This is a genomic window from Duganella sp. SG902, assembly GCF_013376005.1.
GTDB lineage: Bacteria > Pseudomonadota > Gammaproteobacteria > Burkholderiales > Burkholderiaceae_D > Rugamonas.
In genome coordinates, this window is record NZ_JABMJK010000007.1 from 1 (window position 1) to 15,155 (window position 15,155).

Consider the following 15,155-nt stretch of genomic DNA (forward strand, 5'->3'; position numbering starts at 1 on the left):
ACCGGCGCCCGCATCAGGCGCTGGGCATGAAAACACCCGCTAAGGCATTTGCATTAGCGGCTTGAGTTGAGCAGGAATCGCTGGGTCATTACAGAATAGCTGCTTCGTTATAAACGCGTTCAGTGCCGAGATATCTGCGCCTTTCTATCTTGGCATGCCCGTCTAGAAAAGTCTAAGTTACCCAGTCGTTGATATGATTCCGCGAATATGGCGTTTAGGTCCAGCCTGTTATGCCGCTGCAGACCCGGCAGCGGTACCTGCGACAACGCCTGCTGCTGCTGCTGCTGCTGCTGCGGCAGCAGCAGGGTTCCAGTACAGCTGAAAAGCGACGCTTCGAATATTTAGCATCCCTCCGCCAACGTGGATATGCTCGCATTCAATAGCAAATCCTTTACTGGTGAGCGGAGAGCTGACTGAGTTTGCGTAGCCAATTTTGCTTTTATTAGCTTGGTCAAGATGTTGTGCCCACTTATTCACCACTTTAGGCGTGTCTGGACCGAAGCTGTAAATCAGCAGCGCGGCCTCGTTCACATTCTGTTTACCCATACCGTAGCGATAAATTAGCTGTTCGTATCCCTTAGTGAGGTAGCTGTTATCGACCGAGTAAACGACTTTGCCCTCGCAAATCCACTCATAGTTTGCAAGCTGAACGGTGATATCGGCATGGCCGCCGTTATTCTTATCAAAATCAGCCGTATATCCCAACGCTCGGAAATGCCGCGCGACTGATGAGTTGAGAAGATCCTCACTGACTCCTTGGTAGCGATTGCGATCCCGCTCCAAATCACGGACGAAGGTGTCTAGCTCGACGTAGACTGTTTCAATGAACTCAGAATACGTCATAGCCATAATTCGATGAGCGAATTGAGGCATTTGAGGGTTTAGTGCTTCTAGTTGTTTGAGATCAGCAAGAGTCATGGTGGGTGGCAAGCGCATCATTTCTGGAGCACCGCCCTGCTGGCTTTGAAGTAGATGTGTATGTGCTGAGCACTATCAGGCACATTCACTCCAGTGCGAGGATCTGAGAACAAACCAGTGCTCTTGTAATCAGCCTCTTCTTCTTCGTCCAAGATATATGCGAAATCATCCATCACATATTCGAACACCAACTCCAAGAGCTGGGTACGTTCACCAGTGATGTACGAAATTGTTCTGTAGAGTGTGCGGTGATCTTCTTCGCTATCTCTTAGTCCCGCGACTTTTTGGATCATCCCAAAGGACAAGTGGCAAACGTTCTCTGGTGTAGCGCCAATTAGGTAATCGAGGATCTTTGACACCGCAGGACGAACGGGATCACCTTCTTTAAAATCTTCGGAAGGAAACCTGCGAAACCGTTCAATTGTGACACTCTGACTCATCTGAGCTTTCGCATCATCTCGATAAATTGTGATTCATTAATACAATCTTCAACAATCGCGGTATTGATCGTTGGAGGGACAGAGCTCGTGTCCGCCGCTTTTCCAGGAATTGAAAGTAGTACCGTCGAAATACCGTTGTAGTACGGATAAGCCTTGGTGATCGAAAATTTCTCGGTCAACGACGCGGTAAGGCTAGCTTGATGGCTTGGATCAGCCTTAAGGTCGCCGCCCAAACCGCGACGCATTTTGCCATTGTTGGTGGCGCCAGCGGCAGTGTTGTGTCCCAAAGACGACAAGCGCCCGTCACCGCCATTATACAACTGCTCGATCTTTGGGAAAAAATTTGCGAGCTTGAAGGTCTTGCGTTGCCAGACCGAATTTACTTGGGATTGAGCCAGCGAGCGGAATACGTCTTTCAAGATAACTAATGTCCGGGTAGCGTCTGCGATCCGAGTCAACCGAGTAGCGTCGACACGGAATTCAATGCGCAGATTTGCGGGATCAATGAATATCGTGTCGATGCGTTGAAAAGCGGTCCGGCGATATGCCACAACATGGTCGTATCCAGAGAACCGTTGCTGAGAAATCGAGTCAGTCATTCCAGATACAGCAAATTCCTCCTTGGACGTCTCATATCCTCGGCCGTAAAAATAGAGGGTAGCGGTCGTACGCGTTGCATTGGTTACGCACCTGACAAGTTGGGGATTGATCGACAGTCCGTCCATCTCTGTATCGTCGACCTGACGTGGAAACTTACTACCGCGCGCTTCAACATACTGCGGCACGTAAGAGTGTGCGACGAGAGCGTCGAGAAGCGGCTTGTCTGCCGGCTCGAATATAGCAAACTGTACGGCTTTATCACCCCAGTCCACATTGTCTTTATAGATACGCTCCAAAGTCTGTACTTGCGAGTGGATCTGCGCTGCGGGAAGAGTTTGATTGGAGAACTTGCTCTCCAGATTGATCATGTTGTTACTTTTAGGGAGCCCCCGATGCACCAGCGCCGACTTCAAAGTGGAAAATTTGGGCGAACGGCTCTTGAGCTGTTCCAAAGCAGTTTGAATTGTCATTTTTTATGCTTATGAGTCGCGAAGGTCCTCCCCACGGCTCCTAAAATCACCATTTACGATAGAGAAAGTTTTAGCCCGGCCAAGCAACGCAATTTCAGCTGCTTTACAGGACTAGCTACACCGGATTGCTGCTCTCGCCACACCAGTCAGTAGGCGGCTCGGAATATCTGGTCTACGACGCAAGATCCAATGCACCATATGCCACAAGGACTCGGGACTTGTGAAGAAAGCCGATATGAGAGACTACTGATTCGCGATGATGCTGTAAGGATAGCATTTTGCATGGCGGGAAAATACACTCATTATCACAATAGCTTATTACTACCGCGAATTTATGACGGGAGACGACCGCCTAATCGAAAAGCCAGTTTACTGCAAGAGCCGCAGCACAAATAGCTCATCGCAGATCTTGTGGATAGATCTTCCCATCGGAAGGAGGCCCAGATAGGACTCCCCCAGCACGCACTAAATGTCTGCAATGGGCCGTTAACGGCCTCCTGGCTCAGCCCATTCGTTGCGCAAGTGTTTGGAACCGGCTTCCGTCCCGCATCTGCAAGCTTCCTTCAACTTTGCGCATAGCCAAAGATGACGCTAAGCTCCGGTGACTACACCGTACGCATAGCCGTTTATCAGCCAGCGCAACGCAGTCTCCAGTTGACCTCGAAGCTGATGGACCGTGTGCTGCGTTTCCAGACTATCAGACCTAACAGAAAAAATGGGCACAGACTAGGCTGACGTTGAGCTTGTGGGTGTCGATCGGATTTTTTACTGAGGGTCCACGCACGGGGGCGGCACGTTGTCTCAGACCTGAAGGGCCTTACGCCGCGACGATCCGGAAGGTCGTTGCGGCAGCTGCGAATCCCGGCGCGTCCGGCAGTGCCAAGGACAAAGGCTTGGCGCGTATGCGCGTGGCGGCGCGGTCGAACAGGACCACGGCGCGTTCGGTGTTCAGGTGGCGCGACATGTAAACGAAACCGTCGAACCGGAGCGGGTTCTGGTACACCGCGAGTGACCATTGCTGAGTGATGGGATACGATGCCGTCCCCGCCAGATCGGCATGTCCGGCCATGCGTTTCAAGGTGGCGCCGGTCAGGTCGAGCACGCGCAGCGCGCGACCGGTGAAGCGGTGCACATACCGCCGCGCCAATGCCGCCTGGCTGATGTGAAATACGCCATCGACGGGCAACTCGTCGTGCAGTACCGATTCCGCGATCGCTACGGCTAGCGAGAGGCCAAAGTAGCAGGTGCGGAATTCGGGCGCGCCGTTGCGGCAACCGGGGGCGTCAAAGCGGTTCGCGCCGGAGCTGCCGAAATAGGGTTCGTTGGCGGCATGGGGAGAGATCCGGTACAGGTGGCGCGCGGCCAGCGTTGTGACCGACAAGGTGTCGTCGGTCGCCAGCGCCGTTGGCGGTGGCCCCAGCGTCAGCGCAGTCATTCATCGCTCCACGAATCCGGCCGCTGTCACCAGTACCGCGTCGCGGGCCCCTTGCTGCAGGGCCTGCAGCGGCGTGAGGCCATTCAGCGATGCCTTGGGCGTGGTGAAGAACTGCCACTTGCTCGAAGGGGGAATGGCGCCCAAGGCTTTGGTTACCGCGTACAGATCGCGGCGTGACAACGCGCTGTCGGCATAGAACGACGGGTAGCACAGACGGTTGCCGCCGCCCTCCAGCGCGAACAGCCGGCCATCCTTGAGCGACTTGCTGATCGCCTGTGTGCTCATGTCCAGGCGTTCCGACAGTTCCTGCGCGGAGATCAGCTGGCCGGCCGCGAGCAATTGCACACGGCGTGCCTTTTCCTGCGCCGCCATCTCATGCATGAATGCCGCATTCTCGGATGGCTGTTTATTCAGCTGCTCGACGCCAGCCAGCTTGCCACCTCGGCGCAGGGCCGAGACCAGGCGGGACCGCGGCATGACAGGGATGTCGCCAACCGGCGGCAGCGGTGCACGTTTTTGCTTCGCCGTGCTCGCCTGCTGGGCGGTGGCGTAGTCGCGCAGCTTCACGATGATAAAACCGGCGCCGAGGTCGGCGGCCTGTTCGATATTGGCCGGCGCCAGTGCCGTGGCCCTGGCCGGCCGGGCATGTCGAGCGCCGGCCCCGGGAGATTCCGGACTGCGCTTCACGGCGGAATTTTTGCTGGTCATGACTCCTCCAATGGCGAGATTTCATTGTACGCCGATCGGATGTTTTATCAAACAATTCAACTAAATCAACTAAAACAACCTCGGGAAAAAAGAGGGCTTGCGCGGCGATGCACGGTGCCATGTTCTTTAGAAGCCGGGCATCGCCAGCGTCGTCGCGAGCCGTCCTGAGAGTGTCGTTATCGTGTCGGCGCATAAGATGCGCCTGCCAGTCAAGCCGCTCGGCGCTGGAAAATGCAGTTTGTTTGGCGCAGATCAAGCCAACGCTGGAAAAAGATGTCGCGTGACAATTCGCGTAGTTTGGCATTTTGGTGCACTGCTATCTTGCTGGAGGTGGCGCGCTTCACGCCGTCTACGGCCCGGAGGCTTCCCGTCTCATGGCGCTCCCCAACCCCGCTGTCTTTCTTGTGTGCCAACCATTAGGAGGTATCACCATGCTGCGTGTTTCCTTTGCCGGAGTGTTGTTGTCGACGCTCTTTGCTTCACCTGTGTACGCCCAACCCGATCAGATGCGTTCAACCGAGGAAAGCCTGGTTGGCGGCGGCCGGACGGTCATGCGGATGGCGGATGGCGCGCTGGTCGCGACCTTCGCCCGCGCCGCGGACAAGGGCCGCGAACTGGCGTTTGCGAGCTCGCGCGACAACGGCCAGTCCTGGCAGACCAGCACCGTCTTTTCCGCCGACCGTAGCGGCGTATTGCATACGGCGATCGACTCGAACTTCCAGGGTTCCTATATCGCTTTCGTCAGCGCCAGCGGCAAGCAGAGCGTGGCCCGCGTCGCCTACACCACCGACCCGCTGGCGGCGCGCCCCGCGTTTGCCGTGTCCGGTGCATTGATGCCGGCTGACACGGCGCCAGTGGATGGCTTCATTCAGGCATCGCGCGTCGGCTGGGGGGAGAAGGCCGACAAGAACGCCGAAACGGTGGCTTATGGCTGGCAGGACGCGAAAAGCAAAAGCCTGTACGTCGGTATCTCCCCCGACGGCAAAAACTTTCCGGTGGCGCGCAAGGTGCTGGCCGATCCGCATGCGACCTCCGGCCCCTCGGTGGGCATCCGCGGCAAGTATGTGATCGTGAGCTACCTCACCACTGATCCTGCGATCGCCCCCTCCGATCTGAAGGCCTCCGGCCGCAGCTACCAGGCGTGGATCGAGTCGCGTGATGGCGGGGCGAGCTGGAGCAAGCCGCAGCCTTTGTTCGGTCCGACCTCGGCAAGCTATCCGAGCATCGACGTGACGACCGTCCGCCCCGGCCAGCCCGCAGATAGCGAGCAGGCGCGTTTGAGCGGCGGCACCAGCGGCCGGGTGGGCGGCATCCTGGTGTGGGAGACCACCAAGGCCGGCGCCGATTCGGGCATCGTGTTCATCCTGAGTGAACTGAGTACCTCGCCGGCTTCGCAGCAGTACACCGGCGTGGTCAGTTTCCGCCCGCTGGCGCCCGGCGCCACCTGGACCCATAGTATCGCCGGACATAAGCTGGCGCGCGGCGATGTCAAGGCGATCGAGGCATACACGGCGGCGGCTGGTCGCCAGTTTGCGCTGCCCGACGCCACCACCCGGCAGTTTCAATACAGCGCGCTGGTGGACACGCCTGTGCGCAGCGCCAGTTACGTGGAAGTATCGAAATCCGGGAGCGCGCGCTTGACGGTCGCCACGTCCAAGGACACGGGTAAAAACTTTGACCAGTTGCGCAGTTTTTCCGCTGCCGAACTGCGGACGCTGGGATTGCGGGACTTCGGCCCGGCGACCGTGTTCAAAGTGAGCCAATGCCTGTTCCAGGACCGCGATGGTCAAGTCTACGTGGACCTGCTGGCGTATGGTCCCCAGGGCGAGCTGCAGTATGCCCGCTTGCCGGTCGGGGCCAATGCGCAAGCGATCAAGGCGGCGGAAGCGAAGGCGCAACTTGTTGTCGCCAATTGACGCCGGCCGGGGACGGCGTACGACAGCCCGGCGGAACGCGGGTCCGGCGATCGCGCTCTGCCTGCTGGGCTTGTCGGCCGGACTGGCGTGGGAAGTGCTAGCGGCATCTGGCACTTCGGAGCGCGGATGGCAGGAGGCGGTCGCCTTGGGCGGCAGCGCCACGGTCCATTCCTACGGTAGTCAGGCCTATACGCGCGCAGCGCCGTTTCTGACGCTGGCGCAGCGCACGGAATTTTCGCGCGGAGCGGCGCTGTTCACCTTGCCGCGCGAGGACTACCAAGACATTCCCGTGCCCGGCCACCGGAACATCGTCCTTCACGGCCAATTCAATGCGCGCTCCTGCGCCGAATGCCATGTGCGGGATGGGCGCTCGCTGGCGCAGCCCGGTGCTGAGCCGGTGAGTCCCTTGGTGCTGCGGCTGAGCTCGGGAGATGGCGAAGAAAGCCGGCTGCGCCTGCAGGCCGACAGCCTGGCGCAAGCGCCGCGCGTCGCGCTGGTGTGGAGCGAGCAGAGCGGCCGCTATGCCGATGGGACGCTGTACATGCTGCGCGCACCGGTGCTCGCCATCGCGGATGCGCACGCCCCGGCGGCGAGCTTGCGCGCGGCGCCGTCGGTGTATGGACTGGGCTTGCTGGAGGCGGTCGACGATGCCACGTTACAGGCGCTGGCCGGCCGGCGTGTCTTTGCCGATCTGGGCATACACGGGCAGTTGCGCTGGCTCGAAGACGATCGCGGACAGCGCCGCATCGGGCGCTTCGGCTGGAAAGCCGACATGCCGGACTTGCGGTCCCAGGTCCGGGGCGCGCTGGACGAGGAGCTCGGCTTGGCGCTCCCTTCGGAGGCGCCATCCCAGACCGCGACGGTACAGGTGGTGGATGACTTGGTGGCGTATATGCGGCTGCTGGGTGTCGGCGCCCGCGCGCAGACGCGGGGGGCGGAGCTACAACGCGGGGCGGCCATGTTCGAGCGCATGCATTGCGTAGCCTGCCATGTGCCGGTATTGCGTACGGGGACCAAGCATCCGGTGGCGGGTTTGCGACGTCAGCTGATTCATCCATACAGCGATCTGTTGCTGCACGATATGGGCATAGGATTGATGAACGATGCCAGCCCGATCGGCCGCCGCTGGCGCACGCCACCGCTGTGGGGGATCGGCTTGCAGTCGCAGGTTGCCGCGCAGGCTGGTTATTTGCACGATGGTCGGGCGCGGAATCTGAGTGAGGCTATTTTATGGCATGGCGGTGAGGGGCAGGGCAGCCGCGATGCATTCGTGGCCGCCGAGGACGCGGAGCGGCGTGCGCTGCTAGCCTTTCTCGCCAGTCTCTAGCGGGTGTCGATTGCCCGCCCCAAGTCGAGTGGCATGCGGAGATTGGAATATCGCTTGCCGCTCTGCGCGACAAATCGACGGTTACCTCGACGCGGGGCGCAACTTGCGCAGCGCAACGAAAGCCCTCCGCCCCGATGCATCGGCGCTGGCGCAGGGTGGTGGCGCAGAGAGTTGCATCACAAGATTGGAGCAACCTCCCTTGAAGTCTGGTCGGGCTCGCAGAAGATGCCAGCGGGCAGCACCGTGCACGTGGCGATGCATTGGAAGTAGGCTAGAAGACCTGAGCTGGCGAGCGCCGCAGTTGCTTGACGGCCGTTGTCCGCTTCGGTAAGCATGATGTAGAGCGGTAGCGGCATGAGGAAAATGAAAAACGCACCGCAAGCGGTTGCCAGGCCATTCTGCGGACGCCTGCGAAACGCAAGCCAGACCGCGATGGCCATCGCGACGAGCTGACAACGCGCTCCCCAATCCATGTACCACGCGGGATACAGTAGGTCAAACGCTTCAATGGTGGCGCCAATCGTAATGCCGAGTGGGGCCGCAAACACGAGGAGGGCCGTGGCGACGATATTGGCAACCTTTAAGCGTGCGCAGCTGTCGTTCATATATTTCCAATCTTCGTTGTTGTCCGAAATGCCTCCGCAGCTCACGACCAGCTGGTCGACCGGGTCCTGGGGGCGCGAGGGGCGGGCCATCGGCCGGCAGGCAGGGTATTACGCGATGGTCAGCGGCCGTGGGGCAAACCTGACCATCGTCGGCGGCAGCTCGGAGTGTGTCTCCGTATGACCGTTCAGCCGGTGTTCGACGGCTCGTTCATGACGCCCAGTCCGGAGTGGAATTGTTTCAAATTGCGCTCCTGGATATCCCTTTGCTTGGAGGGCACTGTTCGCCATTGTGCTGATTCCGCGTTCTTATCTCACGGCCTTCTCCGGTGCCCCCTGCGACGGCTGTATTGCTGTCGGGGTTGGTGGGTGCGATGCATTTTGAATTTGCTCTTCCGAGTTTGACCACAGCGCGGCGGCGCGGAAGGGGCTGGCGATATCCGCGCGGCACCTGATCGTTATACATGGCTGCGCAACAGGCTTTTTGATATGAATCAGAGGTGTGCTCGTGTTGACTTTCGTACTCAAAATCCGGGCCACCGCGATGGCGGCGTGGATACTTTCGATTTTCCGGAGTGCTGCGTCGTGTCGCTATTTCCAAACGGACCTCCGCAGGGTGCTTGGAGCGGAATATTGGCCATATGTGGTAGAGCAGCTGTTGTGTCGGCACGGCTGAGTTGTCTCCAGCTCGGTGATCGATCGCGGTGCGCTCATCTATTTCCTTGGCACGGCCAGAGATACTGTGATGGACACCTGTGTCGCGCGATGGCTGCCCTTGCCGAATCGAGTGTTGCAACCTAATCTGATCTTTGGTGCGCGCATTGGCGCCAACAGGCAAAGGAACGGACATCATGAGCGCGAACGAACAGCAATCCACGGAAACGGCGGCCGTGCCAGCCGCGCTCTACTTGCGCGCTTCGACCCATGGCCAATCGCTGTCGCCCGTCCTGCAACAGGAATTCCTGGCCAATTACGCCGCCGAACACCGTATGCGAGTGGTGCGGGTGTACCTGGATCAAGGGCGCAGTGGCTTGGTGCTGGCCGGACGTCGCGGCATGCGGCAATTGCTGGACGACGTTTGCAATGGTCATGCCGAGTTCGAGGTCTTGCTTGTGTACGATGTCAGTCGCTGGGGGAGGTTTCAAAATATCGACGAGGCTGGCTGCTATGAATTTTTCTGCACGATGGCGGGTATTCGGGTGCTGTATTGCGCCGAACCGTTTGTCAACGATGGCACGCCCTTGGCGCAGCTGCTGAAGAGCTACAAACGCAGCATGGCGGCCGAGTTCAGCCGGGAGTTGTCGAACAAGGTTTACGCCGGGCTGCGGTTGCTGGCACTCGGTGGTTATAAACTCGGCGGCCGTTCCCCGTACGGTTTGCGGCGGGTGGCGGTGGATGCGCAGGGACGGGTGGTGAGGGAGCTTGCCGATGGTGAACGCAAGCCTCGCCCGACCGACCGCGTGCGCCAGATGCCCGGCAGTAGCGAGGAGCTCGACATCATTAAACGCATATACCATCTGTATGCCAGCTGCGGTGTGCGCGTGGCCGCGATCGCCCGACTTTTAAACGCGGAGGGCGTGTCCTGCAGGGACGGTGACTGGACCAGTTATAAGGTTGACGCCATCCTTCGCAAGGAAGAGTACCGGGGTGTGCAGCTGTATAACCGCACCAGTCTGAGACTGAAGTCCGCGAAGCGGCACAATCCAACGGCGCAGTGGATCCGTTGCGAGCATGCGTTCCCGGCCATCGTCGGCCCGCTTGCCTGGCGGCAGGCGGCGCGCGTGCGCCGCTTGCGCAACGAGCAGGACCGGGCAACCATCCTGGCGACGTTGCGCGCGCTCTATGCATGCCACGGCAAGGTCACGCTGACTTTGCTGGCCGATGTGCCGGGCATGCCTGGATGGCATGTGCTGAAGCGCTTGTTCGGATCGTTGAAACAAGCTTGCGCGCTGGCGGGAATCGACCAACCGCGCATGTATCCCGCCTGCTCGCGACACCCCGGCTGCGTGCAAGCGCAGCACGCATTGTGCTTGCGGGTCCGCGCGTTGGTTGCGCAGGCGGGAGGGCAGGCGCAGGCGATAGCGGGCACTACCAATGAATTTCTCATCAACGGCGCGCTGCGGCTGCGCGTCGTGGTCAAGGCGTGCCAGCCGGTTGGCGCGACACCGCGTTGGCTGGTGGCCGCTCACTTGGCGCGGCCGGTCGACTTCGTGCTGGCCGGTCTGCTGGATCCCGACAGCGGGCACCCTGGTCGCTACGCGTTGATCGATACGGCACGCGAATCCAGGCCGCTGGTGCGCTTCGGGCGACGCTTTCATCCGGCGTCTGCCAGCGTGGTCGAGGCGCTGCCATTGCTGTTCGGCGCCGCAGGCGAAGGTGAGGCGGAACATGAGCCACGGCAGCGTTGAGGTCAACGGTCAAATGGGGCGCAAGGCGGCGGCGTATGTGCGCATGTCCACCGAGACGCAGGATCTGTCGATCAATCAGCAGCTCGATTACATCGCGCGTTATGCGGCCGGCATGCAATATACCCTGGTGAAGGTGTACCGCGACGAGGGCAAGAGCGGCCTCACGCTGCGCCGCCGCGGCGGCTTGCAGCAGCTGCTTGTCGATATCCTTGGTGGGGCGTGCGACTTCGATGTTTTGCTGATTTACGATGTCAGCCGCTGGGGACGTTTTTTGAACATCGACGAGGCCGCGTGTTATGAATTCCTCTGCGGTCGGGCCGGCGTGGAAGTGCTGTACTGCGCCGAGGCATTCGGCCGCGAGGCGTTGCCGTTGCAGCACCTGATGAAGGATATCAAGCGTTTGATGGCCGCCGAACGCATACGGGAGTTGTCGGTCCGGGTGTTCGAGGCGCACGCCTATCTGCTGCGGCGCGGGTACAAGCCGGGCGGCGCGGCAGGCTTTGGCTTGCGGCGCGTGAGCGTGAACGCCGATGGCCGGATACGGCGTGTGTTGGAGGACGGGGAGCGTAAATGTCATCAAACCGACCGGGTGATGCTGACGCCTGGACCGGCCGAGGAAGTCAGGGTGGTGCGTGAGATCTTCCGGTGGTATATCGAGGAGCGGATGAGCTACACGGCGGTGGCGCGGCGCCTCAACCAGCGCGGGGTGCCAAACGGATCCGGTATGCCATGGCACTATTTACAGGTTAAGGCCATCCTGACCAACGAGAAGTATTGTGGCACATTGCTGTATAACCGCACCTCGGGCAAGTTGCGCACATCGCGGCGACGCAACGACGAGGCCGAGTGGTTGCGCTGCCCGGCGGCACACGCGCCGATCGTGACGCCAGCGGAGCTCGCGCAAGCCAACGCTCATTATCGCTTGCGGCGCGGCCTTGATCGGGACGCCGTACTGGAGGCGCTGCGTCAGTTGTACCGTCGCCATGGTCGCCTGAGCTACCGGCTGATCGAGGCGGAGGCGGGGCTGCCGCATTCGACATTGATGATAAAGATGTTTGGCAGCCTCGAGGCGGCGTACCGTCTCGCCTTGCGCACCGAGCGCTGGCCGCCGGACGGGATGGCCCAGAGTTGTGCGCGGCGCCTTACGTGCCAGCTGCTGGAGCGGGTTGGTGCATGCATAGCCCGGACTGGGCACCGCATTTCGTCCGGCGCGACTCCGTACCTGCTGCAGGTAGACGGGACTTGGACGCTGCGCGTTGCCGTTGCCGCTTGCGTGTGCAAAGGCGGCTATTGGGGCTGGCGCGTGCCGGCGCGCGCCGCCGGAAGCGACTTTGTCGTGTGCGGACTGCGTGGCGCGGGGTGTGACCAGCTGGTGAAATTTGCCTTGGTGCAGGTTGCCGGCCTAAGCCAGCGGACCAAATGGCTGGGTGTGGGAAAGCACCCAAGGGACATGTTGGTGGTCTCCGATATCGCGCAGTTGTTTGGCTTGCCCGCGGTGGGCTCGCTCCCCGACAATTGATCAGGTACCAAGCGGCGTGGTCGCGCCTTTGCCACAGCGGCATCTGCCCATTGACCCCGGCTGGCGTGCGCGCGTGGGCATGGTGGCACCTCGTTACGAGCCGCCGATCACGACTGCCGCGAGCGCATGACGCACTACAATCGCTCCAGGTTCGGTATCGAGATAGTCCATCGGGGCGGCGTTGTTGAAGCCTGCGCTGGGGGTGCGCAGCCAGGACTTGGCCGCCTCATCGTTTTCAAACACGGCACGTGCCATGCGCATCAAATCGGCCAGGCGCCAAAGGCGCTCCGACGCGGCCGCGTCGAGCAGGGCGCCGTGCTTCAGCGCCTGGACCGTCGCCTCCGGCAGGCGCGCCACGGCGCAGATGCGCTGGTTTGAAATTTCGAAATAACGGCTGGCATCGTCGAGCAGTGTTGCGGGAAACCCGATACGTATCGCCGCCACCGCGGCGCTGCGGTTCGCACCGAATTGGCGCATCAGGTCGTCGAAGGATGCCGGGCCGGGAGGATCACCGATGTCCGCGCCGACAAAAGGCTGTTCATTTGCATCCGGCGGGACATACGCTGGGAAGGTGGTATCGCCGGAGCCGATGATCATGGGTGTCCTTTGCCTAGCGAGGTTGAGACGAGTTTCATTCGGAGACCTGCTGCGCGCAGGGAGGCGACAGTTCGTCGCGCTGGTGTTCATTATTCACCTACCCCCTGCAACTACTTTGTGGTTAAACAAGGTGGATGCACTGTGGCTCACCCGCCCTGGATACTTGTCGCAGCCAAGGCGGATGCGTATTAATAAAATCACACAACGCGTGTCGCTGCGCGGCGCGATCAGCGTTGACGCGCTACGTTACGCTCCGCATCCCGGGAGGGGGCCGCTAACTGCGCCTGCCGCGTGGCGAAATCGCGCGCATTGTCCAATGAGATGACCTCCCATTGATTGCGCTTGGTGTCGAGCATGACCCGCTTGCCGGTCGCGCGTCCGTTGGCGTCGCGCTCCTTGGCTTTGACGGTGACGTCAATCTTACCCTGCTGCACCAGCACGATGCCATCTCCCTCCTTGGCACCGCTATCGGCAATGGCGTCCTTCAGTTCGACGCCCCAGATGGTCTCGCGCCCCTGCGGCGTCGCCAGGGTGACGAAATAGCTGCGGTCGTTGTCCTTGTCATGCTGATATCGCGCGCTGCCATGCTCCAGCAGGGTGCCGAAATGGGCGCGCCGCTGTGCCAGTTCGCTGGCCGCCAGCTCGACCGTCATGGCGATCGCCGCTTCGCTGTCGCCTCGCTGGCGCAGGAAGCGTGTGAGTCCATCGACAGCGTCGCGCTGCGCCTTGCTCACCGGCGGTGCGGCAGGGGTATCTTGTGGCTGTTGCGGTGTGCGTTTCTCGGACTTGGCGCGCTTCGGTTTCCTTTTTTTCTCGGGACTCGGATCGGTCGCCACGGCATTGACTTGCTCGCGCTGCGGCGCCTGCAGTTCGTGTTGTGGCATTTCCTGTTTACGTTGTGTAAGCCTGTCCGCCAGTCGCGCCCGGTCGGCGGAGCTAGGTCGATGTCCGCGCGTCAGCAGGCCGCGCTCCATGGCTGCCAGCCAGGCTTCTCGCTTGAACGCGGTGCTGCCGCTGATCTTGATCCGGTCCCAGCCCTTGGCCTGCGCCAGTTCCACCATGGACACGGCCACCTCCGGCGCATCGTGCGGCGTGCACAGGCGGTTGCCGAGGTCTTCGAATGCTAGCTCCTGCTCGCGGTCGCGGAAAAAGTACTTGTTGTTATCGGCAATCAGATACCGCTTGCGCAGGGTCAGCGGAATGGCGTCATCAAACTGGGGCTCGGCGGCGGCGGCGGCGGCGGCGGCGGCGGCTGGCAAGGGCAGTGGCAACTGGCCGGGCTCGATGGGCTGCGTTCGCGGTGTTCCGCCCCAGCCAAGGCGGCGCGTGAAGGTGCGCCATGCGGAATCCGGCGCGGAACGCTCGGGCGAGCCGTCCGGCGGTGGCAGCGCGGCCGGCAGCGGGGGCGGCGAAGCCTGGGATTTTGCGGCGCGGGTCGGGCCGTCGAGCTTGGGTTTACCTTGTGTTGGCGCCCCGGGGTGGTCGGTGTCGGGCTGCAGGATATTCATGGCGCACTCCCGGCGGCAAGAGCGGTCAACGACGCCAGCGCAATCGCATCGAGGCCTTGCAACTCGATGTCGATGCGGCGGTTGTGGGCCTTGCCATCCGCGGTGCGGTTATCCGCAATGAAGCGTCCGGCGGCGTGATAGCTGCTCTGAATGCGCTGCGCCGGGACGCCGGCGTCCAGCAGTAATTGGCGTGCGCACAGCGCGCGCTGCCTGGCCAGGCGACGGTTGAGCGCATCGCTGTGCTCGGCGTCAGTGTGGCCGCGTATCACGATGCCGTTGCTGCGCAAGGCTGCCGCGGCCAATATGGCCTGTATCGATGCACCGGGCCGGCAGGCGGCCTTGCCCAGCGGCTGCGGCAGACGGAACAGCACACTGGTGGTGCCGACGATCATGCTGGCATCGTTGATTTCGCTGCTGGCGGGGGTTTTGTTCGACGCGGTGGTCGTGGCCTGCGCCAGTTGCTGGCGCAGGCCGTGCAGCTCACGTTCCAGGGCGTCGATACGCTGGCTCTGCACATCGGTGCCCGGCGCCGCTGTGGGGGGGCGAGCTTGCGTCTGCGTCGCGCGGTAGCGTTCGATGGCTTCCGGGCTATTGGCCGGCGCCCGCTGGCGGCCGTCCGGAATGAGCAGGCGCGGGGGCGTGCCGCAGGCGCACAGCAGGGTCAGACAGGCGATGGTGTTCCAGATGAAGCGCATAGGTCCTCCGAA

Annotated in this window: 13 protein-coding genes; 4 read left to right on the forward strand and 9 right to left on the reverse strand. The window is 61.3% G+C overall.

What is annotated here, in order from left to right:
- Positions 1-228: 228 nt before the first annotated feature.
- The 5 genes from FHW83_RS16330 to FHW83_RS16350 form a co-directional block, all read right to left on the reverse strand.
- Positions 229-939, reverse strand: a complete 711-nt coding sequence (locus FHW83_RS16330) for a hypothetical protein (RefSeq protein WP_176647411.1) — start codon at positions 937-939, stop codon at positions 229-231.
- Entirely contained in the window at positions 936-1,358 is a 423-nt protein-coding gene (locus FHW83_RS16335; protein WP_176647412.1) for a hypothetical protein, read from the reverse strand. Before FHW83_RS16335 ends, FHW83_RS16330 begins: the two co-directional genes overlap by 4 nt.
- Positions 1,355-2,428: a hypothetical protein gene (locus FHW83_RS16340; RefSeq protein ID WP_176647413.1), complete on the reverse strand. Its 1,074-nt coding sequence runs from the start codon at positions 2,426-2,428 to the stop codon at positions 1,355-1,357. The genes FHW83_RS16335 and FHW83_RS16340 overlap by 4 nt, the downstream gene beginning before the upstream one ends.
- An 817-nt stretch (positions 2,429-3,245) precedes the next feature.
- Positions 3,246-3,863, reverse strand: coding sequence for an RES family NAD+ phosphorylase (locus tag FHW83_RS16345; protein ID WP_176647414.1), 618 nt, complete (start codon positions 3,861-3,863; stop codon positions 3,246-3,248).
- Positions 3,864-4,571 (reverse strand): HTH domain-containing protein, encoded by a 708-nt coding sequence (locus FHW83_RS16350; RefSeq protein WP_176647415.1) that lies wholly within the window; start codon positions 4,569-4,571, stop codon positions 3,864-3,866. It lies immediately after the preceding gene.
- Positions 4,572-5,122: 551 nt separating this feature from the next.
- Between FHW83_RS16350 and FHW83_RS16355 the strand changes: the two genes are divergently transcribed.
- Both FHW83_RS16355 and FHW83_RS16360 read left to right on the forward strand, forming a co-directional pair.
- Positions 5,123-6,487: a hypothetical protein gene (locus FHW83_RS16355; protein ID WP_218106310.1), complete on the forward strand. Its 1,365-nt coding sequence runs from the start codon at positions 5,123-5,125 to the stop codon at positions 6,485-6,487.
- Between the two features lie 145 nt (positions 6,488-6,632).
- Positions 6,633-7,814 carry a di-heme oxidoredictase family protein gene (locus FHW83_RS16360; protein ID WP_176647417.1) on the forward strand — a complete coding sequence of 394 codons (1,182 nt, stop codon included), beginning with the start codon at positions 6,633-6,635 and terminating at the stop codon, positions 7,812-7,814.
- 176 nt (positions 7,815-7,990) lie between these two features.
- On the opposite strand, the gene FHW83_RS16365 is transcribed toward FHW83_RS16360, so the two are convergent.
- Positions 7,991-8,419, reverse strand: a complete 429-nt coding sequence (locus tag FHW83_RS16365; protein WP_176647418.1) for a hypothetical protein — start codon at positions 8,417-8,419, stop codon at positions 7,991-7,993.
- 848 nt (positions 8,420-9,267) lie between these two features.
- On the opposite strand from FHW83_RS16365, the gene FHW83_RS16370 reads away from it, so the two are divergent.
- Complete coding sequence (locus FHW83_RS16370) at positions 9,268-10,824, forward strand: recombinase family protein (RefSeq protein WP_176647419.1); 1,557 nt, start codon at positions 9,268-9,270, stop codon at positions 10,822-10,824.
- On the forward strand, positions 10,805-12,343 hold the full coding sequence (locus tag FHW83_RS16375) for a recombinase family protein (RefSeq protein ID WP_176647420.1): 1,539 nt from the start codon (positions 10,805-10,807) through the stop codon (positions 12,341-12,343). Before FHW83_RS16370 ends, FHW83_RS16375 begins: the two co-directional genes overlap by 20 nt.
- 93 nt (positions 12,344-12,436) lie before the next feature.
- On the opposite strand, the gene FHW83_RS16380 is transcribed toward FHW83_RS16375, so the two are convergent.
- The 3 genes from FHW83_RS16380 to FHW83_RS16390 form a co-directional block, all read right to left on the reverse strand.
- Positions 12,437-12,940 (reverse strand): antitoxin Xre/MbcA/ParS toxin-binding domain-containing protein, encoded by a 504-nt coding sequence (locus FHW83_RS16380; RefSeq protein WP_176647421.1) that lies wholly within the window; start codon positions 12,938-12,940, stop codon positions 12,437-12,439.
- Between the two features lie 227 nt (positions 12,941-13,167).
- Positions 13,168-14,448 carry an LPD7 domain-containing protein gene (locus tag FHW83_RS16385; RefSeq protein WP_176647422.1) on the reverse strand — a complete coding sequence of 427 codons (1,281 nt, stop codon included), beginning with the start codon at positions 14,446-14,448 and terminating at the stop codon, positions 13,168-13,170.
- A complete protein-coding gene (locus FHW83_RS16390; RefSeq protein WP_176647423.1) occupies positions 14,445-15,143 on the reverse strand; it encodes an OmpA family protein in 699 nt (232 codons plus the stop codon). Before FHW83_RS16390 ends, FHW83_RS16385 begins: the two co-directional genes overlap by 4 nt.
- Positions 15,144-15,155 lie beyond the last annotated feature (12 nt).

Coding starts and splice junctions, on each gene's coding strand:
- FHW83_RS16330 (WP_176647411.1), bottom strand. CDS start 939: ATGATGCGCTTGCCACCCACCATGACTCTTGCTGATCTCAAACAACTA.
- FHW83_RS16335 (WP_176647412.1), bottom strand. CDS start 1,358: ATGAGTCAGAGTGTCACAATTGAACGGTTTCGCAGGTTTCCTTCCGAA.
- FHW83_RS16340 (WP_176647413.1), bottom strand. CDS start 2,428: ATGACAATTCAAACTGCTTTGGAACAGCTCAAGAGCCGTTCGCCCAAA.
- FHW83_RS16345 (WP_176647414.1), bottom strand. CDS start 3,863: ATGACTGCGCTGACGCTGGGGCCACCGCCAACGGCGCTGGCGACCGAC.
- FHW83_RS16350 (WP_176647415.1), bottom strand. CDS start 4,571: ATGACCAGCAAAAATTCCGCCGTGAAGCGCAGTCCGGAATCTCCCGGG.
- FHW83_RS16355 (WP_218106310.1), top strand. CDS start 5,123: ATGCGGATGGCGGATGGCGCGCTGGTCGCGACCTTCGCCCGCGCCGCG.
- FHW83_RS16365 (WP_176647418.1), bottom strand. CDS start 8,419: ATGAACGACAGCTGCGCACGCTTAAAGGTTGCCAATATCGTCGCCACG.
- FHW83_RS16370 (WP_176647419.1), top strand. CDS start 9,268: ATGAGCGCGAACGAACAGCAATCCACGGAAACGGCGGCCGTGCCAGCC.
- FHW83_RS16375 (WP_176647420.1), top strand. CDS start 10,805: ATGAGCCACGGCAGCGTTGAGGTCAACGGTCAAATGGGGCGCAAGGCG.
- FHW83_RS16380 (WP_176647421.1), bottom strand. CDS start 12,940: ATGATCATCGGCTCCGGCGATACCACCTTCCCAGCGTATGTCCCGCCG.
- FHW83_RS16385 (WP_176647422.1), bottom strand. CDS start 14,448: ATGAATATCCTGCAGCCCGACACCGACCACCCCGGGGCGCCAACACAA.
- FHW83_RS16390 (WP_176647423.1), bottom strand. CDS start 15,143: ATGCGCTTCATCTGGAACACCATCGCCTGTCTGACCCTGCTGTGCGCC.